The sequence below is a fragment of the Ruegeria lacuscaerulensis genome, assembly GCF_013034745.1.
GTDB lineage: Bacteria > Pseudomonadota > Alphaproteobacteria > Rhodobacterales > Rhodobacteraceae > Ruegeria > Ruegeria lacuscaerulensis_B.
In genome coordinates this window covers 116,043-132,998 of sequence record NZ_WQGP01000002.1, presented here as the reverse complement: position 1 = coordinate 132,998, position 16,956 = coordinate 116,043, and the positions used below count along the sequence as shown (strand labels likewise).

Below are 16,956 nucleotides of genomic sequence, written 5' to 3'. Positions count from 1 at the left end.
GCCGGTCACGTCATCATTTCCTTGGTCGCAGTCAGGGTCAGGTCAGGATAGTCCCGCACCACCCGGTCGATATCCCATTGCAGACGTGTCAGGTAGACGATGTCGCCGTCGTGATCATGCGCGATGTGCTGCTTGTTGGCGTTGACGAACTTGTCCACCGCCACCTTGTCACCACTGACCCAGCGGGCGGATGTGAACTGAGACGCCTCGAACCGCACAGGCAGGCCGTATTCCATCTCGATCCGGCTGGCGAGCACTTCGAATTGCAGCGCGCCGACGACACCCACGATAAAGCCCGACCCAATCGAGGGTTTGAACACCTTGGCTGCGCCTTCCTCGGCAAATTGCATGAGTGCCTTTTCCAGGTGCTTGGCCTTCATCGGGTCGCCCGCACGCACGCCTTGCAGCAATTCCGGCGCGAAGGACGGGATGCCGGTCACGCGCAGCGCCTCACCTTCGGTCAGCGTGTCGCCGATGCGCAGCTGGCCATGGTTGGGGATGCCGATGATGTCACCGGCCCATGCTTCATCCGCTAGTTCGCGATCCGAGGCCAGAAACAGCACCGGGTTCGAGATTGCCATGGGCTTCTTGGACCGCACATGGGTCAGTTTCATGCCGCGTTTGAAATGGCCCGAGGCCATCCGTACAAAGGCCACCCGGTCGCGGTGCTTGGGGTCCATATTGGCCTGAACCTTGAAGACAAAGCCTGCGACCTTCTTTTCATCCGGCGCGATCTGACGTGGTTCGGCCGATTGCACTTGCGGCTGCGGGCCGTAAGCGCCGATGCCCTCCATCAGTTCTTTGACACCGAACGAGTTGATCGCCGAACCGAACCAGATGGGGGTCATATGCCCCTCAAGAACCGCCTGCGGGTCCAGCGCGGGCAGCAATTCGCGCGCCATCTCGACCTCTTCCAGCAGTTTCTCAAGCAAGTGCTCGGGAACATGTTCGGCTAGTTTTGGGTCATCCAGACCGTCGATCTGAATGCTCTCGGCTACCTTGTTGCGGTCGGCGCGGTCCATCAGTTCCAGCCGGTCGCGCAGCATGTCATAGCAGCCGATGAAATCGCGACCCTCGCCAATCGGCCACGCGGCGGGCGTGACGTCGATGGCCAGCATTTCCTGAATCTCGTCAATGATCTCGAACGTATCGCGGCTTTCGCGGTCCATCTTGTTACAGAAGGTCAGGATCGGCAGATCGCGCAGGCGGCAAACCTCGAACAGTTTCTGCGTCTGGCTTTCCACACCTTTCGCGCCGTCGATTACCATGACGGCGGCGTCCACGGCAGTCAGAGTGCGATAGGTATCTTCCGAGAAATCGCTGTGGCCGGGCGTGTCCACCAGATTGAACCGGAAGTTCCCATAATCAAACGACATGGCCGAGGCGGAAACCGAGATACCACGATCCTTCTCCATCTGCATGAAATCCGAGCGCGTGCGCCGCGCCTCACCCTTAGCGCGCACCTGACCGGCCATCTGGATCGCGCCGCCATAAAGCAGGAACTTTTCCGTCAGCGTCGTTTTGCCCGCATCAGGGTGCGAGATGATCGCGAAGGTCCGGCGACGGGCGATCTCGGGCGGCAGGGTGGGTTGGTTCGAGGTATCAAGCATATTCGCGCGTATAGGCGGGGAATCTTGCCGAGGCAAGACAAAGGGGGTGGTTCGAATCATACACCTATGGCAATAGGAACATATAGTGAACAAATAGTGGAGAGAGACAATGAATTTGAAAGAGATTGCCGACGAGCTGGTCGCAGGTTGCCGCGAGGACCGCGCCAAGGAAAATCTTGAGAAACTCTATGCTGAGGATGCCGTCTCGGTCGAAGCGCAGGATTTCATGGATATGGGCCGCGAAACCCACGGTCGCGACGCGATCCGGGGCAAACATGAATGGTGGGAAGGCGCGCATGAGGTTTCCGGTGCCTCGGTCAGCGACCCGATGCCCCATGGTGAAGACCGTTTTGCCGTGATCTTCGAGGTCCAAGGTAAGGTAAAAGAGACCGGTGAAGCCTTTGATATGAAAGAAGTTGCTGTCTATCACGTCGCAAATGGCAAGATCGTTCGGGAAGAGTTCTTTTACTGATATTGCTTGAAATCTGGTCTTCTCTGTCTGGCCGGTGCTAGACATGGCAACAATAACAGATGGGGAGGATCAGATGGATCTAGGTATCAAAGGAAAACGCGCGCTGGTCTGTGCCAGCAGCAAGGGTTTGGGTCTGGGCTGTGCCGAAGCTTTGGCCGAGGCCGGTGTCAATCTGGTGATGAACGCCCGCGGAGCCGAGGCGCTTGAGGCCGAAGCCGCGCGCTTGCGGGACACCTATGGCATTGATGTTCAGACGGTGGCCTGTGATGTGACCTCGACCGAGGGGCAGACGCAGGTGATCGAAGCCGCACAGGGTGTTGATATCCTTGTGACAAATGCGGGTGGTCCGCCTCCGGGTATGTGGTCGGATTGGGAGCGTGAAGACTTCATCAAGGCGCTGGATGCCAACATGCTGACACCGATTGCTTTCATGAAGGCATTGTTGCCGGGGATGATGGAAAAGGGCTGGGGGCGTGTGGTCAATATCACTTCGCAATCGGTGCGCGCGCCCATCGCCGTTCTGGGACTGTCGAACGCGGCGCGGACTGGGTTGACCGGCTACGTCGCGGGAACCGCGCGGCAGGTAGCCCCGCAAGGGGTGACAATCAACAATCTGCTGCCGGGTATCCACGCCACTGACCGCGCGGAGTCCCTAGATAGTGCGGTTTCGCTGCAAAAGAACATCTCGATGGAAGACGCCCGTGCAGAGCGCGCCGCCACGATCCCTGCGCGCCGCTATGGCACACGGCAGGAATTTGGGGCCGCCTGCGCCTTTCTGTGTTCGCAGCACGCGGGCTTTATTGTAGGCCAGAACATCCTCTTGGACGGCGGTGGAACCAACCTGACGATGTAAACGATGGCGCAGAATTTTTCATTAAAAGACCAGCTGTTTAACGAAGAAAAGACCCGCTATTTGGCGGGGCTTCTTGCAGCGGCGGATGCTGACTTCGATGCAGAGGCGTTCGAGGTGCAGGTCATGTCCCGCCTGCTGGATCTTGAGTTGAAAGAGCGCATGGCGTGGATCGCCGAATGCCTGCAACAGGCGATCCCCGGCGCGCTGCCGGACATTGCGCCTAGGCTGTTAAGTGCGCTGCCACCGCCGCTGGACCCGTCAAAGACAGATGATGATTTCGGTGATTTCATCTTTGCGCCTTTGGGTGATTGGGTTGTGGCCGTTGGCCTCGACCATCCGGATCTGGCGCTGGACGTGCTTGATGAACTGACGCAGAGATTCTCGATGGAATGGGCCATTCGCCCGTTCCTGAACGCCCATCAGGACAAGGTGCTGGACAGGATGCAGGCGTGGTGCGCGCATGACAGCTATCATGTTCGGCGCTTGGTCAGCGAAGGCACTCGCCCGCGTTTGCCATGGGGGCAGGCGGTGGGCCTGGAACTGACCGACCCGTTGCCTTTGCTGGATCGCCTGCACAGCGATCCGACGCGATACGTGACGCGGTCGGTGGCGAACCATCTGAACGATATCACCAAGAAAGACCCCGATCTGGTGCTGGACCGTTTACTGCAATGGCGCGAGGGCGGTCAGGATGCGGATGAGTTGCGCTGGATGACTAGCCACACCCTACGCGGACTAGTTAAATCGGGCCATCCCGGCGCGATGAAGATGCTAGGCTTTGATCCTGACGCGGCGATCTCTGCCGACATTCAGGTCAACGATGAGGCCAGAATCGGAGGAGCGTTGACCTTCGATGTATCCCTTGGCGGGACCGGGGATCAGCCTGTATTGATTGATTATATCATTCACTTTCAACGCCCTGGCGGTAAAACCTCGGCCAAGGTGCATAAGTTGAAACAGACCGCGCTGCGCGATGGCGCTCTGACGCTCAGCAAGACCCACAAGCTGAAGGGCAATGCCACCACGTTCAAACTGGTGCCGGGTCCGCACCGGCTTGAAGTTCAAGTGAACGGACATGTGCGTGCGGGCGTAGTTTTCCAACTGTTAGAGTAACGCTTTTGTAAAATCGCGCATGTGCGGATTGCGCGAGGGCGCTTGCTACATTAGCTGATCCCTAACCAAACACAGGGGATAGGTTCGATGAAGCATGAATCGGTGCAGAATTATTACGGCGATGTCCTTCAAAGCAGCGCGGATTTGCAGACCAATGCCTGCTGCACGCCCGATGACATGCCGGATCATGTAAAGAAAATTCTCTCTAAAATCCATGATGATGCGCTGACGCGATACTATGGCTGCGGTCTGATTGCACCGTTGGACCTGGAAGGGATGAGCATCCTTGATCTGGGCTGCGGTGCCGGGCGCGACGTCTATGCGCTTTCTGCAATGGTCGGCGAAAAAGGCCGCGTGGTCGGCGTGGACATGACGCCTGAACAGTTGGATGTGGCCCGAGCCCATCAGGATTTCCACGCCCAGGCATTCGGGCATGGTGCGTCGAATGTGGAATTCCACCACGGCTATATCGAAAAGCTGGATGAGTTGGACCTTGTGCCCGGTTCTTTCGACGTAATCGTCTCGAACTGCGTGATCAACCTGGCCACCGATAAAGAGGCTGTGCTGCGCGGCGCACACCGTCTGCTGAAAGATGGCGGCGAGATGTATTTCTCGGATGTCTATGCCGATCGCCGCATCCCCGCCACCATGGCCGAGGATGAGGTTTTGTATGGGGAGTGCCTGTCGGGCGCGCTTTATTGGAATGACTTCGTGTCGATCTCGCGCGAGGCCGGGTTTGCCGACCCGCGCCGGGTGACGCATCGCCCGCTGACCATCGAAAACCCGGTGCTGGAAGAGCGCGTTGCGCCCTTGAGCTTCTTGTCGGCCACGTATCGTCTGTTCAAACTGCCCGAACTGGAACCGGCCTGCGAGGATTACGGCCAGGCGGTGATCTACAAAGGCACGATCCCCCATGCGCCGCATCTGTTCGAACTGGATGACCACCATTCGATCGAAGCAGGCAAGGTCTTCCCGGTCTGTGGCAACACCTGGATGATGCTGAAAGACACGCGATTTGCGCGCCATTTCGAGTTTATCGGCGATTTCTCGACCCATTATGGCATCTTCGAAGGTTGTGGAGGGGAAAGCCCATTCGAAGCCACCAGTGCCAGCACCGGTGAAGCCGTCTCGGGCGGGTGCTGCTGACCGCTTGCGCCTGAACGGCGGGGTTGCTATCCCCGCCTAAGCCCGATGAAATTGATCGGGAAAGGCAACGGGGTCCTTCGGTGACAGTGAATTCAACGCCTCCACGTCTGGAAATCCGCAATTTGGTCGCCCGGTATGAAGGGCGCATTGTGGTGGATGATGTCTCGCTGAGTGTTCAGGCGGGGCAGGTGACGTGTTTGCTGGGGCCGTCGGGCTGCGGCAAGTCGACCACGCTGCGTATGATCGCCGGGGTCGAGATGCAGGAGTCCGGCCAGATTTATGTGGATGGCAAGCTGATCTGCGACACGGTGTTTCGTGTCCCGCCCGAGCGGCGCGAGATTGGGCTAATGTTTCAGGACTTTGCCCTGTTTCCCCATCTAAGCGTGGCCGACAACGTGGCTTTCGGTCTGAAGGGCCAAAAGGACGAAAAACGCGCGCGGGTCGAGGAATTGCTGACCAAGGTTGATCTGATGCGCTTCGTCGACAGCTATCCGCATCATCTGTCGGGTGGCGAACAACAACGGGTCGCACTGGCGCGGGCTTTGGCGCCGCGTCCCCGGATCATGTTGATGGACGAGCCGTTCTCGGGGCTGGACAATCGTCTGCGCGACGGTATCCGGGATGAAACGCTGGCAATCCTCAAAGAAGAAGACGCCGCTGTGGTTTTGGTGACGCATGAGCCGGAAGAGGCGATGCGCATGGCCGATGAGATTGCCCTGATGCGGCGTGGTAAGATCGTGCAGCAAGGCGCGCCCTATAATGTCTATACCAGGCCAGCGGATAAAGCGGCGGTTGCATTCTTCAGTGATGTCAATGTGTTGAAGGCGCAAGTTAACGGAGCTCTGGCGGAAACGCCATTCGGCCAGTTTCTTGCGCCGGGTGTACCTGACGGCACGGACGTTGAGATCGTCTTCCGCCCGCAGCACGTCAAACTGGATTTCGACCGAAACGGCAAAGGACCGCTGCCCACACCGACTGATGGGGTGGCCGCGCGTGGCGTGGTCCAGCGGGCGCGCTTTCTGGGCAATGAAAGCCTGGTTGAGTTCCGCATGGACTATGACGGTTCGATCCTGAAGGCCACGGTGCCGAATGTCTTTGTACCGCAGCCAGGGCGCGTTATGTGGCTGACCATTCGCCGCGACCGGTGCTTTGTTTTCCCCGATTAATGCCTGACGTGGCATTTTAGACCCAACTGGTGCGCGAATGCCGCAGATTGCGCGTGCGCGTCGCTTGCCGAGGCGCGGGGCCGGGTCTATCAAGGGAAAAACGCAGGGATGGATGGGGCATATGCGTATTCTTCTGACCAATGATGATGGCATCAATGCACCGGGCCTGATCACGCTTGAGGCAATCGCCGCCCAGCTTGCCGGGCCCGACGGAGAGGTCTGGGTCGTCGCACCAGCGTTCGAGCAATCCGGCGTGGGCCATTGCATCAGCTATACCCATCCGATGATGGTCGCCAAGCTGGGTGAACGTCGCTATGCCGCCGAGGGCTCACCCGCCGATTGCGTGCTGGCCGGTCTGCATGATGTGATGAAGGATGCACTGCCCGATCTGGTGTTGTCCGGGGTGAACCGGGGCAATAACTCGGCCGAAAATACGCTCTATTCCGGAACGATCGGTGGCGCGATGGAAGCCGCTTTGCAGGGTGTCCCTGCGATAGCCTTGTCGCAATATTTTGGCCCGCGCAATCTGGGGCTGGACGACCCGTTCGAGGCCGCCGCCCGGTTTGGGGCGGATCTTGTGCGCAAGATCTTGGACGCGACCCCGGCCGAGCAGGGCGATTACCGCCTGTTTTATAACGTGAATTTTCCGCCCGCTCCCGCAGATGAGGTGCTGGGCACCCGCGTGGCGCCGCAGGGCTTTCGCCGTGACACGCATTTCTCGGTCGAACCACACAGCTCGCCCTCAGGGCGGCGGTTCTTGTGGATTAAGGGCGGCTATCAGCACAATCCGACCGCGCCCGGGACGGATGCGGCGGTCAATCTGGCGGGCTATATCTCGGTCACGCCGATGCGTGCGGACCTGACAGCGCATGACACGCTTGAGACCTTGAAGTCGATCGAATGACGGGCTTGAGTGCAGAAACCAAGATGCAGTTCCTGTTTGCGCTTCGGTCACGTGGCGTGACAGACAAGCGTGTGTTGGCGGCGATGGAACAGATCGACCGGGGCCAGTTCGTTAGGGGCCTGTTTGCCGAGCGCGCCTATGAGGACACGCCGTTGCCGATTGCTTGCGGGCAGACGATCAGCCAGCCGTCGGTCGTGGGGCTGATGACGCAGGCGCTGGATGTGGGGCCACGCGATACTGTGCTCGAGATCGGGACCGGGTCGGGCTATCAGGCGGCTATCCTGTCCAAGTTGGCCCGCCGGGTCTACACAGTTGAGCGTCACAAGCGATTGGTGCGGGAAACCGGCGCGTTGTTCCGCGAGCTGGGTCTGACCAATGTGACCGCGATGTTGACGGACGGCTCATTTGGTTTGCCTGAACAGGCGCCGTTTGATCGTATCATTGTGACCGCGGCGGCTGAGGACCCTCCGGGCCCGCTCTTGGCGCAGCTCAAAATCGGCGGTATCATGGTATTGCCGGTGGGGCAGTCGGATGCGGTTCAAACTCTGATCCGTGTACGAAGGACCGAAACCGGCCTGGACTATGACGAATTGTTGCCTGTTCGTTTCGTGCCCTTGCTGGAAGGGCTGGGAAAAGACGAGGCGTAGAAGTTTATTCTGAGGAACCCACCCGAACCCCGGTCAACAGGGGCAGGTGATGAGGACGGTAAAATGAGAGCAGTTTCCAAATCAGCGACGCTCCGCTGCGCAAGCGGCATGGTGGCAATGGTGGTTCTGGCCGGGTGTGAAGGCCCGCTGGACTATGATCTGCGCGGTCAGGTAGGCGGGTTTTCGACCGCTGACGCGGCGCAATCGGCCACCACAAGGCGCCCTGCGCCCGATGCACGCGGTGTCATTACTTATCCCACCTACCAAGTCGCCATCGCTCGGCGCGGCGACAAGGTCAGCGACGTGGCGGCGCGGGTCGGATTGCCCGAAGGGGAACTGGCCGTATTCAACGGTTTGAAGCCGACCGATACGTTGCGGGATGGCGAGGTGATCGCGTTGCCGCGTGCGGTCAGTGCGTCGTCGGGCAATGTCGATATTGCCACGATTGCCGGGACTGCGATTGATGAAGCACCGACCGATGGGTCTGTGCGTACCTCGACCCTTGCTCCTGCGCAGCCGGCGGCAGCGCCTGCACCGGTGGCCTCGGGGCCGGAGCCCATCCGGCATCAGGTCAAGCGGGGGGAAACCGCGTTTACGATTTCGCGCCTTTATGACGTGCCGGTGGATGCACTGGCCGATTGGAACGGATTGGATTCCGATTTCACCGTGCGCGAAGGCCAGTATTTGCTGATCCCGGTTAAAACCCAGACGCCGCCACGCCAGACAGAGGAACCGGCGACTAATGTGACTCAGCCGGGTGAAGGCTCACCCACGCCGACGCCTCCAAGTGCCACCCAGCCTTTGCCTGACGAAAAGGTTGTGGCAGCCCCGCCTGCGCCGGATGTGACGGCGGAAGCGCCGACGTCTCAGAGCAACTCGGCGCTGGGTTTGCCGGTGACTGGTTCGATCATTCGGACCTACCAGAAAGGCAAGAACGAGGGGATCGATATCGCGGCGGCTCCGGGCACCGCGGTAAAAGCGGCCGATAGCGGCACTGTCGCGGCGATCACTGCGGATGCAGATCAGGTTCCGATCATTGTGATCAAGCACAACAATGATCTGCTGACTGTTTATGCCAATGTGGACGGTATCACCGTTAAAAAGGGAGATCGGGTGCGTCGCGGTGAGAAGATTGCCGCCCTGCGGGACGGTGACAATGCCTATGTGCATTTCGAGGTTCGCAAAGGGTTCGAAGCGGTCGATCCTGAGCCTTTTTTGAAATAGGAAATGGCCCGTTCCGGGCTATGCCTCCGGCGGGGATATTTTTGGCCAGATGAAGGGCGGATCACGCTTTGGGGTCGAAGTCGCTTAGGCGTTTGCCGGGTTCATCTGTGAAGAGTTCGGGCAGGGGTTGGACAGCTTCGATCAGGTCGATGCGGAAGACGCGGAAGCCCTGACGTAGCTCGCACCAAGCGGTGAGGGTCCAAACGCGCCCCCAATATTCCATGTTTAGGGGGCGGATTGTGCGGTCGGTCAGTGTGCCGTCGATCCGGCGGTAGCTGAGGTGCAGTTTCTGGCGCGATTTTATGGCGGCGCGGATCGGGGCCATATGGGCCAGTCCACGCGCGGCATCGGCAAAGGGGTAGACGGCGAATTTCCAGGTGTCGGCCTCGGCGATCACCTGCGTGGGAAGAACTGCGTCGATTTTGTCTGCGAGCGTCTCGGCTGCGGTTTTCAGATCGGGGTCGGCGGCCTGGGCAACGATCGCCATGCCAAGGTTCAGCGCCTCAAGCTCGGCTGGGGTCAGGTTCAGCGGCGGCAGAGTGATCTGTTCGCGCACCATATAGCCCACGCCGCGCTCACCCTCGACCGGGACGCCCGAGGCGACCAGCGTATCCATATCGCGATAGATCGTGCGGACCGACACCTCGAGCCGGTCCGCTATGTCCTGCGCGCGGTGCAGTTTGCCGTCGCGCAGGATCTGGATGATGTCAAACAGGCGATCCGTGCGGCGCATGTCACGCCGTCCGAACCGCGTTTAAGCGGTCATGTTCCATAGCACTTTCTCGTGACGCATCTGGATGCTGTCTGGTTTGATCGCCGTCATCAAGGCGGCAGCGAAGTCTTGTTGCGGGAACTGCGCGGCGGCGTCCTGTGCGGCTTTCATATCGGTCCAGACCACGTAGTCGGTCCAGCGGCCATCTTCGCCCTGGCTCAGCTGTCGATGCGCAAAGCCGGGGGCCGCTCGCACGAAGGCTTCGGTGGTTTGGCTTAGCTTCACGAACGCCTCAGGTGTGGTGCTGTCAGCCAGGGAAAAGGTGACGATTTCGGCAACATGGGTCATTTCAATCTCCGTTGACCAGGTTTCGATGATCTCTTCCTAGTCATGTGCAACTGACATAAACCTGTCAGTTGAGAAAATCCAGCGCCCAAAAAACGCGTGAACGGGGCGAATTCGAACGCGGATTTGATCTGGCGCACTGTTGTCCGCGGCTCGTCAGGCGTAGACACATGGCCAAACAACATTCCCGGCGCTCGGCGTCGATGTAGAAGGAGACAAGACATGCTTAACAATATCGGCCTTCCCGGTCTGCTGCTGATCGCCGTTGTGGTTCTGGTTCTGTTTGGCCGCGGCAAAATCAGCTCGCTGATGGGCGAAGTGGGCAAAGGCATCACCTCGTTCAAGAAGGGCGTCAAAGAAGGCGCGGATGAGCTGGAACAGGACGCCTCCGAGATGGCCAAGGACGTCACCCCCGAGACCGACAAAGACAAGGCCTAAGCGCAGATGTTTGATCTGGGCTGGACCGAGCTTCTGGTCATCGGCGTTGTTGCCCTGATCGTTGTGGGGCCAAAGGACCTGCCGGTGCTGTTCCGCAATGTGGGCCGGTTTGTCGGCAAGGCCCGCGGCATGGCGCGTGAGTTCTCCAGCGCCATGAATGAGGCCGCTGATCAAGCGGGTGTCAATGAGATCAAGAAGGGTCTGAACGCGGCCACCAACCCTGTGGGCAGCGCCATGGATGGCGTGAAAGAGGCCGCGCAGGATCTGGCCAAGAGCATCGACCCGACCAAGTTCGACCCCGAAAGCGAGACCGGCAAGCTGGCGGCCGAACGGGCAGAGCAAGCCAAAAAGATTCAAGCCTCGACTGCGCGCGCCGCCGCCGAGCGCAAGGCGAAAGAGGCGGCTGACGCTCTGGCCAAGGCCGAAGAGGCCGAGGCCGCGTTGAAAACCGAAAGCAAGACATGACCAAGACCGACGAGATCGAGGACAGCTCGGCCCCATTGATCGAGCATCTGGCAGAACTGCGCACGCGGCTTATTCATTGCGTTGTGGCGTTTCTGATCGGGATGATCATCTGTTTCACTGTGGCGACGCCGCTTTTCAACTTTCTGACGCGCCCCTTGTGTGACGTTCTGGCTGAACGCGGGCAGGATTGCGGGCTGATCTTCATCTCGCCGCAGGAAGGGTTCTTTGTGGCCATCAAAGTCTCACTGCTGGGCGGGTTCATTCTGGCCTTTCCCTATATCGGGATGCAGATGTGGCGGTTCGTGGCGCCTGGGTTGTACAAATCGGAAAAGAACGCGTTCCTGCCGTTCATGCTGGCCTCGCCTTTCATGTTCCTATTGGGCGCCAGCTTTGCCTTTTACGTAGTGACACCGCTGGCCTATGATTTCTTCCTTGGCTTCCAGCAATTTGGTGCCGAAGGCGAGGCCGTGACCGATGGCGCAGTTGCTGCCCCGCTGAGCGTGGTCTTTCAGGGCTCGGCGCAGGAATATCTAAACCTGACGATCAAATTCATCGTAGCCTTTGGTCTGTGCTTCCAACTGCCGGTTCTGCTGACGCTGATGGGCAAGGCGGGGCTTGTGACGGCCGAAGGTCTGGGATCGGTTCGCAAATACGCCGTGGTCGCCATTCTGGTGCTTGCCGCGCTGGTGACACCGCCCGACGTGATTACTCAGGTGATCTTGTTCGTGGTGGTCTATGGACTGTACGAAATCTCGATCTTCCTCGTAGCGCGTGTCGAGAAAAAGCGCGAAGAACAGCTGCGCGCTGACGGCTACTATGACGACGAAGAAGAGGCGGATGCCGAAATCGTCGACGAAGAAAGCAAGTAAACCGGCTTAACCCGGATCAGGCGCGCCCACTGGTGGCGCGCCTTTTTTATGCGCGGGTCTTGCCGCTTGCATCTGATCATGGTTTGAACCCCAAAACAGCTGGAGGCCCTGATGGATGACCAAGCCCTGAACCGCATTGCTGATGCCTTGGAGCGCATGGCTCCAGCCCCCTTGGCAGCCCCTGATTTCGGCGCGGCCCCGGCTTTTGTCTGGCATGTGGACCCTGACCGGCTGGAACCAGTGACCAAGGTGAACCGAGTCGATTTGGACCTGCTGGTGGGCATCAACCGCTCGCGCGACACACTTCTGGACAACACGCGGCGCTTTGCGGCTGGGTATAAGGCAAACAATGCGTTGCTCTGGGGTGCGCGGGGTATGGGCAAGTCCAGCCTTGTCAAAGCGGTCCATGGGAGCTTGCAAGATGAATACCCCGATCTGAAACTGGTCGAACTTCAGCGCGAGGACATGGGCTCGGTCGCGCGTCTGCTAAACCATCTGCGGGCCGCGCCGCATCGGTTCATCCTGTTCTGCGATGATCTTTCGTTCAGCCATGATGACCAACACTACAAATCGCTCAAGGCGGTGCTGGACGGTGGTATCGAAGGCCGCCCGGAGAATGTTGTCTTCTACGCCACCTCGAACCGCCGTCACCTGATGCCGCGCGACATGATTGAAAACGAACGGTCCAGCGCCATCAACCCGTCCGAGGCGGTCGAGGAAAAAGTCTCACTCTCCGACCGCTTCGGCCTTTGGCTGGGCTTCCACCCCTGCGATCAGGACGAATACCTCGCCATGATCAACCGCTACTGCGCCGCCTATGGCGTCAACGTCGCCCCCGACACCCTGCGCGCCGAAGCCATCGAATGGCAGGCCACACGCGGCGCACGTTCTGGCCGCGTAGCGTGGCAATTCTTCGTCGATCTGGCCGGGCGCACCGGTACCCATATCGGCTGATCCGCCCGCTTCATCTGGCTAAAAATATCCCTGCCAGAGGCATGGCCCGCAAGGGCCATTCCCCTATAGCGACGCCAAAATCCGGGCCGCCTCATCCGTAGGGCTCGTCAAAGCACCACGGTCCTCGCCGGGATGGAACCGGGCGCGTACGGCGGTGGGCATGGGGGCGGGCTCGACAATAGACACGCGCGGGCCAGTACGCTCGGTCTCAAGCTGCCAACTCCGCGCCAACGCCATCTGTGCGCCTTTGGTCGCGCCGTAGATGCCATAGAATTTCTCACCCGCCTTGGGGTCGTCGAAAAACACAGCGTGACCGCTCTCGCCCAACAAAGGCGCGACATATGGGATCAGAACTGAAGTCGCCGTCGCGTTGGTGTTCAAAGCCTTCGCCCATTCCTTGGGATCAATGAAGTGCGTAGGCGTCAGGGCCGAGGTGTGGATGGCGGTATGCAGCCATAGATCCACCTTGCCCCAGCGATCGTGAATACCTCGGCACAGGGTTGCCATGGCGTTCGGGTCGGCGATGTCCATGGGCGCTAGCGTGGCCGCGCCGCCCTTGGCCTGAATGCGGTCGTCCAACTCTTCCAGCCCACCGGTGGTGCGGGCAACAGCAACGATGTGGTATTCAGGGGCCAGCGCCTCGGCCAGGGCAGCACCCAGGCCCCGAGACGCCCCGGTGATGAGGGCAATTTTAGTCTGATCGGTCATGGGTGGGGTTTGAACCCCTGCGCGCAAGCCGTCAAGACAGGATTAGCGACCGGGGATGGCGATCCGCTGGGTCTGGCCGCTTTGTCGCAGCATGATCCCTTCGGCATCAATGGCTACGACGGTGCCCGAGGCAACGCGGCTACCCGGTTTGACCTCTTTGACCCGACCCGAGGACAGGCGCATCAGCGCACGTAGCTCGGTTTTGGGCCCGAACACGCCCAACAGGGCGACCGAACTTTTCTTTAGCGCGTCCTTCTGCGTAGCCGCGCTTTCGACGGTGGAATTTGGCATGGTTTGCGGCAGGGGCGAAGGGCCCCAACCCCTTATGTCTGAGTGAGTGGTGGCAGCGGCCTAGCAAATGAGCAGGTGAAACGAAAGGCGGCGGTGCTCGCTGGTTTTCTCACAATTTCGCGTGGGTCTGCGAACCCATTGCGATTGCGTTTCCTTCGCCAGAGAGTTGTGTGTCAGAAAATTTTGCCCCCGGCGCTGCATCTGACAAAAAAAGCCCGGACCGACACTAAGATCCGAGCTTTTCCGCGCTTCTGATTCGCTGGATTTACGAACCCGACGCCAATTTCGTGGCGTTCCAAGACCCGCCCGGCACCTGCATGTCCTCGCGCTTTTTGCTGACGCGGGTGCTGTTTTCCAGGCTGTCCAGATAATCGTCGCTGACGCTGCCGGTGATGTAATTACCGTCAAAGCACGAGCAATCAAACGCCTCGATCTCGGGGTTGCCTTCCTTGGCGGCCCAGATCAGGTCGTCCAACTTTTGATAGAACAGCGCATCTGCGCCCAGTTCCTGCCGGATCTCTTCGATCTCTTTGCCGTTGGCGACCAGTTCATGCTTGGTGGGCATGTCGATGCCATAGACATTGGGATATTTCACAGGCGGCGAGGCGCTGGCGATATAGACTTTTTTCGCGCCAGCCTCGCGGCACATTTGCACGATCTTCTTGATCGTGTTGCCGCGAACGATGGAATCGTCGATCAGTAGCACGTTGTGACCTTTGAACTCCAACGGGACCGCATTCAGCTTGCGGCGCACCGATTTCTGGCGTTCTTCCTGACCGGGCATGATGAAGGTTCGGCCGACATATCGGTTCTTCACCAACCCTTCACGGTAGGGAATACCGGTGATCTTTGCGGCCTCAAGCGCCACAGGGCGGGCGCTGTCGGGGACGGGAATGATCCGGTCGATCTCAAGCCCTGAGTCCTGGATCTGCTTGGCCAGAGTCTGCCCCATGCGCATCTGGGTTTTGTAGACGGAGACCCCATCCAACAGCGAATCCGGACGGGCGAGGTAGACATATTCAAAGATACAAGGCGTCAGCTTGCCTTCGACGGCCTGAAACTCATGCTTGTTGCCGTCGAGATCGATCAGGATTGCCTCGCCGGGGCGCAGGTCGCGCAGTTTGTCAAAACCGTTGATGCCAAAGGCCACATCCTCGGACGCAAAGGCAAAATCGTCACCATCCACATCCGATTCTCGGACCGCGACGGACAAGGGGCGAATCCCGTGCGGGTCGCGGAACGCCAGCATGCCGACACCGGCAATCAGACAAATCACCGAATAGGCGCCCTGAATACGCTCCATCGTCATCTTCACACCGGCAAAGATGTTGCGGATCGGATCGGCATTGCCGTTGACCTTGATCGCATCAGCCACCTTGTCTGCCAGCACATTTAGCAGAATCTCGGAGTCCGAGGTGGTACGCAGGTGGCGGCTGTATTTGCCGGTCACTTTCTCACGCTGTTCGGCCGTGTTGGTGATGTTGCCGTTATGGACCAAATAGATGCCATATGGGGCGTTCACGAAAAACGGCTGCGCCTCGGCGGCGCTCAGCGATCCGGCGGTTGGATAGCGCACGTGGCCGATGCCCACCTTGCCCAGCAGGGTTTCCGCATCCTTGGCGTTGAAGACGTCCTTGACCAAGCCATTAGCTTTCTTCTCGCGGAAGAATTCGCCGTTATAAGTGACGATCCCCGAGGCATCCTGACCCCGGTGCTGCAACATCAGCAGCCCGTCATAGATTTCCGCAAACACATCATGCGTTCGGCTTGCGATCCCCAAAATCCCACACATGTACGGGCTCCAACTTTCTATGACGTAGCGATTGACGGCAGGTTGAGAAACATCGGGGCGTTTGCCCTGTTCAAAGCCGCTGGCTTGCCTGTGAATACAGTCGCACCCTTGCCGCAACGGGCTGGTGCGAAAGAAAACGGGTACAGCAAGATCGGTGGCTCCGATTCCATCTCAGTTCGGCCCTCACATACTGCGTAACGATGCCTGTGTCATCAAAGGATCACAATTCGCATCTGTTGCAGGCGAATTTTGCAGCAACCACGCCTGTTCAAGTGACAGGCAGGGCAGGGTGTGCTGTCATGACCGGATAGAGAGTATCATTTGTTTTCGCTGGGATGAATTGAGCCATGTGGCAGCACAAACAGGGTCAGAAGAAAGAAACACCCGTAAAACGCCGATGCCACCGTTGCCGTGGCATGGGGCGTTCGCCTTGCCAGATCTGCAATGGCGCAGGCGAAGTGGTCAAAAGCCGCGATGTGTTTGGGAAACCTATAACCAGCCGCTGTGATGGCTGCTTCGGCTTGAAGAATATCCGCTGCACCGTTTGCGCAGGCGAGGGCTTTACCTGACTGGTAAAAGAAAAGCCCGGCCAAGGCCGGGCTTTCGCGGTTATTCAGTTGCTGCCGGTTCGGTCAGCTCTTCGGTCGCGGTGGGCTCGGTCGAGCAGCTGGCGACAAGCTCTTCATATTGCTGTGTGATCCAACCAAGCGCCTCTTCCGGGTTTTGTTCTTCGATCTGGTCGCTGAACTGTTCGAACACTTTGGCCGAGCGGCTTTCATCGACGATCGTATAGGATTGACCGGTCATGACGGTGTCGTAGACAAAGAAGGCAATGGCGACCAGCAGGATGCCACGCGCAATCCCGAAGAAGAAGCCAAGTGCCTGATCCAAACCGCCCAGGGCTGAGCGTTGCACCAACGACGAAAACAGCGGGGTAAAGATGCTGACCACGATCAGCGCTACCGCAAAGACCGCCGCAAAACCAGTGATTACTGACAATTCGCAACTGTCGCGCAGGAAATCTCCGACAACCGGAACTTCTTTGATAAGCGGAACCGCTTGAGGGGCGAAAATAAAGGCCAAAACAGCGGCCGCAACCCATCCTGCAATCGCCAAAATCTCGCGCAATAAACCGCGGGAATAGGCCAGAAGACCCGACACCACGATGATCAGGGCAACCACCCCGTCAATAATTGTAAAACCTTCCATGGCCCTCGCCTGTAGTTTTTTTCAGCCTCTCAAGGCTT

At 59.1% G+C, this 16,956-nt stretch carries 20 protein-coding genes; 12 read left to right on the top strand and 8 right to left on the bottom strand.

The window, feature by feature from the left end:
* Positions 1–5: 5 nt before the first annotated feature.
* Positions 6–1,610, bottom strand: a complete 1,605-nt coding sequence (locus GOV79_RS04160; protein WP_170788702.1) for a peptide chain release factor 3 — start codon at positions 1,608–1,610, stop codon at positions 6–8.
* 109 nt (positions 1,611–1,719) lie between these two features.
* On the opposite strand from GOV79_RS04160, the gene GOV79_RS04155 reads away from it, so the two are divergent.
* The 8 genes from GOV79_RS04155 to GOV79_RS04120 all read left to right on the top strand — a co-directional run bounded on the left by GOV79_RS04155 (position 1,720) and on the right by GOV79_RS04120 (position 9,135).
* The gene (locus GOV79_RS04155) at positions 1,720–2,082 is read left to right on the top strand and encodes a nuclear transport factor 2 family protein (RefSeq protein ID WP_170788701.1); all 363 of its coding nucleotides are present in this window, start codon (positions 1,720–1,722) and stop codon (positions 2,080–2,082) included.
* Between the two features lie 73 nt (positions 2,083–2,155).
* Positions 2,156–2,935, top strand: coding sequence for an SDR family oxidoreductase (locus GOV79_RS04150; protein ID WP_170788982.1), 780 nt, complete (start codon positions 2,156–2,158; stop codon positions 2,933–2,935).
* Between the two features lie 3 nt (positions 2,936–2,938).
* On the top strand, positions 2,939–4,048 hold the full coding sequence (locus tag GOV79_RS04145; RefSeq protein ID WP_170788700.1) for a YhaZ family DNA alkylation repair protein: 1,110 nt from the start codon (positions 2,939–2,941) through the stop codon (positions 4,046–4,048).
* 87 nt (positions 4,049–4,135) lie between these two features.
* Positions 4,136–5,194: a methyltransferase domain-containing protein gene (locus tag GOV79_RS04140; protein ID WP_170788699.1), complete on the top strand. Its 1,059-nt coding sequence runs from the start codon at positions 4,136–4,138 to the stop codon at positions 5,192–5,194.
* A gap of 80 nt (positions 5,195–5,274) precedes the next feature.
* Positions 5,275–6,360, top strand: coding sequence for an ABC transporter ATP-binding protein (locus GOV79_RS04135; RefSeq protein ID WP_170788698.1), 1,086 nt, complete (start codon positions 5,275–5,277; stop codon positions 6,358–6,360).
* A gap of 121 nt (positions 6,361–6,481) precedes the next feature.
* Positions 6,482–7,264, top strand: coding sequence for a 5'/3'-nucleotidase SurE (surE, locus tag GOV79_RS04130; protein WP_170788697.1), 783 nt, complete (start codon positions 6,482–6,484; stop codon positions 7,262–7,264).
* The gene (locus tag GOV79_RS04125; protein ID WP_170774383.1) at positions 7,261–7,911 is read left to right on the top strand and encodes a protein-L-isoaspartate(D-aspartate) O-methyltransferase; all 651 of its coding nucleotides are present in this window, start codon (positions 7,261–7,263) and stop codon (positions 7,909–7,911) included. Before surE ends, GOV79_RS04125 begins: the two co-directional genes overlap by 4 nt.
* A 63-nt stretch (positions 7,912–7,974) precedes the next feature.
* Positions 7,975–9,135, top strand: a complete 1,161-nt coding sequence (locus tag GOV79_RS04120; RefSeq protein WP_170788696.1) for a peptidoglycan DD-metalloendopeptidase family protein — start codon at positions 7,975–7,977, stop codon at positions 9,133–9,135.
* A gap of 61 nt (positions 9,136–9,196) precedes the next feature.
* Here the strand turns inward: GOV79_RS04120 and GOV79_RS04115 are convergent, their stop codons facing one another.
* Positions 9,197–9,868, bottom strand: coding sequence for a helix-turn-helix transcriptional regulator (locus tag GOV79_RS04115; RefSeq protein ID WP_170788695.1), 672 nt, complete (start codon positions 9,866–9,868; stop codon positions 9,197–9,199).
* A 21-nt stretch (positions 9,869–9,889) separates the two neighbouring features.
* A complete protein-coding gene (locus tag GOV79_RS04110) occupies positions 9,890–10,195 on the bottom strand; it encodes a hypothetical protein (RefSeq protein WP_170782513.1) in 306 nt (101 codons plus the stop codon).
* A 219-nt stretch (positions 10,196–10,414) separates the two neighbouring features.
* On the opposite strand from GOV79_RS04110, the gene GOV79_RS04105 reads away from it, so the two are divergent.
* The 4 genes from GOV79_RS04105 to GOV79_RS04090 all read left to right on the top strand — a co-directional run bounded on the left by GOV79_RS04105 (position 10,415) and on the right by GOV79_RS04090 (position 12,918).
* Positions 10,415–10,630: a twin-arginine translocase TatA/TatE family subunit gene (locus GOV79_RS04105; RefSeq protein WP_170354368.1), complete on the top strand. Its 216-nt coding sequence runs from the start codon at positions 10,415–10,417 to the stop codon at positions 10,628–10,630.
* A 6-nt stretch (positions 10,631–10,636) separates the two neighbouring features.
* A complete protein-coding gene (gene tatB, locus GOV79_RS04100) occupies positions 10,637–11,095 on the top strand; it encodes a Sec-independent protein translocase protein TatB (protein WP_170788694.1) in 459 nt (152 codons plus the stop codon).
* A complete protein-coding gene (gene tatC, locus GOV79_RS04095) occupies positions 11,092–11,964 on the top strand; it encodes a twin-arginine translocase subunit TatC (RefSeq protein ID WP_170788693.1) in 873 nt (290 codons plus the stop codon). The genes tatB and tatC overlap by 4 nt, the downstream gene beginning before the upstream one ends.
* Before the next feature lie 111 nt (positions 11,965–12,075).
* On the top strand, positions 12,076–12,918 hold the full coding sequence (locus GOV79_RS04090; RefSeq protein WP_170782510.1) for an ATP-binding protein: 843 nt from the start codon (positions 12,076–12,078) through the stop codon (positions 12,916–12,918).
* 63 nt (positions 12,919–12,981) lie between these two features.
* Here the strand turns inward: GOV79_RS04090 and GOV79_RS04085 are convergent, their stop codons facing one another.
* From GOV79_RS04085 to GOV79_RS04065, 5 genes are all read right to left on the bottom strand, one after another.
* Positions 12,982–13,626 (bottom strand): SDR family NAD(P)-dependent oxidoreductase, encoded by a 645-nt coding sequence (locus GOV79_RS04085; protein ID WP_170782509.1) that lies wholly within the window; start codon positions 13,624–13,626, stop codon positions 12,982–12,984.
* A gap of 42 nt (positions 13,627–13,668) precedes the next feature.
* Positions 13,669–13,917 carry a hypothetical protein gene (locus GOV79_RS04080; RefSeq protein ID WP_170782508.1) on the bottom strand — a complete coding sequence of 83 codons (249 nt, stop codon included), beginning with the start codon at positions 13,915–13,917 and terminating at the stop codon, positions 13,669–13,671.
* A 265-nt stretch (positions 13,918–14,182) separates the two neighbouring features.
* Positions 14,183–15,709 carry an amidophosphoribosyltransferase gene (gene purF, locus GOV79_RS04075; protein ID WP_170774364.1) on the bottom strand — a complete coding sequence of 509 codons (1,527 nt, stop codon included), beginning with the start codon at positions 15,707–15,709 and terminating at the stop codon, positions 14,183–14,185.
* 317 nt (positions 15,710–16,026) lie between these two features.
* Entirely contained in the window at positions 16,027–16,302 is a 276-nt protein-coding gene (locus GOV79_RS04070; protein WP_170788692.1) for a hypothetical protein, read from the bottom strand.
* 16 nt (positions 16,303–16,318) lie between these two features.
* Positions 16,319–16,918 carry a CvpA family protein gene (locus tag GOV79_RS04065; protein ID WP_170788691.1) on the bottom strand — a complete coding sequence of 200 codons (600 nt, stop codon included), beginning with the start codon at positions 16,916–16,918 and terminating at the stop codon, positions 16,319–16,321.
* Positions 16,919–16,956: the final 38 nt, after the last annotated feature.

Bases quoted from the DNA above. Each gene is read 5' to 3' on its own strand.
- GOV79_RS04120 (WP_170788696.1), top strand. From the start codon at position 7,975: ATGAGAGCAGTTTCCAAATCAGCGACGCTCCGCTGCGCAAGCGGCATG.
- GOV79_RS04065 (WP_170788691.1), bottom strand. From the start codon at position 16,918: ATGGAAGGTTTTACAATTATTGACGGGGTGGTTGCCCTGATCATCGTG.
- GOV79_RS04105 (WP_170354368.1), top strand. From the start codon at position 10,415: ATGCTTAACAATATCGGCCTTCCCGGTCTGCTGCTGATCGCCGTTGTG.
- purF (WP_170774364.1), bottom strand. From the start codon at position 15,709: ATGTGTGGGATTTTGGGGATCGCAAGCCGAACGCATGATGTGTTTGCG.
- GOV79_RS04160 (WP_170788702.1), bottom strand. From the start codon at position 1,610: ATGCTTGATACCTCGAACCAACCCACCCTGCCGCCCGAGATCGCCCGT.
- GOV79_RS04110 (WP_170782513.1), bottom strand. From the start codon at position 10,195: ATGACCCATGTTGCCGAAATCGTCACCTTTTCCCTGGCTGACAGCACC.
- GOV79_RS04090 (WP_170782510.1), top strand. From the start codon at position 12,076: ATGGATGACCAAGCCCTGAACCGCATTGCTGATGCCTTGGAGCGCATG.
- surE (WP_170788697.1), top strand. From the start codon at position 6,482: ATGCGTATTCTTCTGACCAATGATGATGGCATCAATGCACCGGGCCTG.
- GOV79_RS04140 (WP_170788699.1), top strand. From the start codon at position 4,136: ATGAAGCATGAATCGGTGCAGAATTATTACGGCGATGTCCTTCAAAGC.
- GOV79_RS04080 (WP_170782508.1), bottom strand. From the start codon at position 13,917: ATGCCAAATTCCACCGTCGAAAGCGCGGCTACGCAGAAGGACGCGCTA.
- GOV79_RS04150 (WP_170788982.1), top strand. From the start codon at position 2,156: ATGGATCTAGGTATCAAAGGAAAACGCGCGCTGGTCTGTGCCAGCAGC.
- GOV79_RS04085 (WP_170782509.1), bottom strand. From the start codon at position 13,626: ATGACCGATCAGACTAAAATTGCCCTCATCACCGGGGCGTCTCGGGGC.
- GOV79_RS04155 (WP_170788701.1), top strand. From the start codon at position 1,720: ATGAATTTGAAAGAGATTGCCGACGAGCTGGTCGCAGGTTGCCGCGAG.
- GOV79_RS04145 (WP_170788700.1), top strand. From the start codon at position 2,939: ATGGCGCAGAATTTTTCATTAAAAGACCAGCTGTTTAACGAAGAAAAG.
- tatC (WP_170788693.1), top strand. From the start codon at position 11,092: ATGACCAAGACCGACGAGATCGAGGACAGCTCGGCCCCATTGATCGAG.
- GOV79_RS04115 (WP_170788695.1), bottom strand. From the start codon at position 9,868: ATGCGCCGCACGGATCGCCTGTTTGACATCATCCAGATCCTGCGCGAC.
- tatB (WP_170788694.1), top strand. From the start codon at position 10,637: ATGTTTGATCTGGGCTGGACCGAGCTTCTGGTCATCGGCGTTGTTGCC.
- GOV79_RS04125 (WP_170774383.1), top strand. From the start codon at position 7,261: ATGACGGGCTTGAGTGCAGAAACCAAGATGCAGTTCCTGTTTGCGCTT.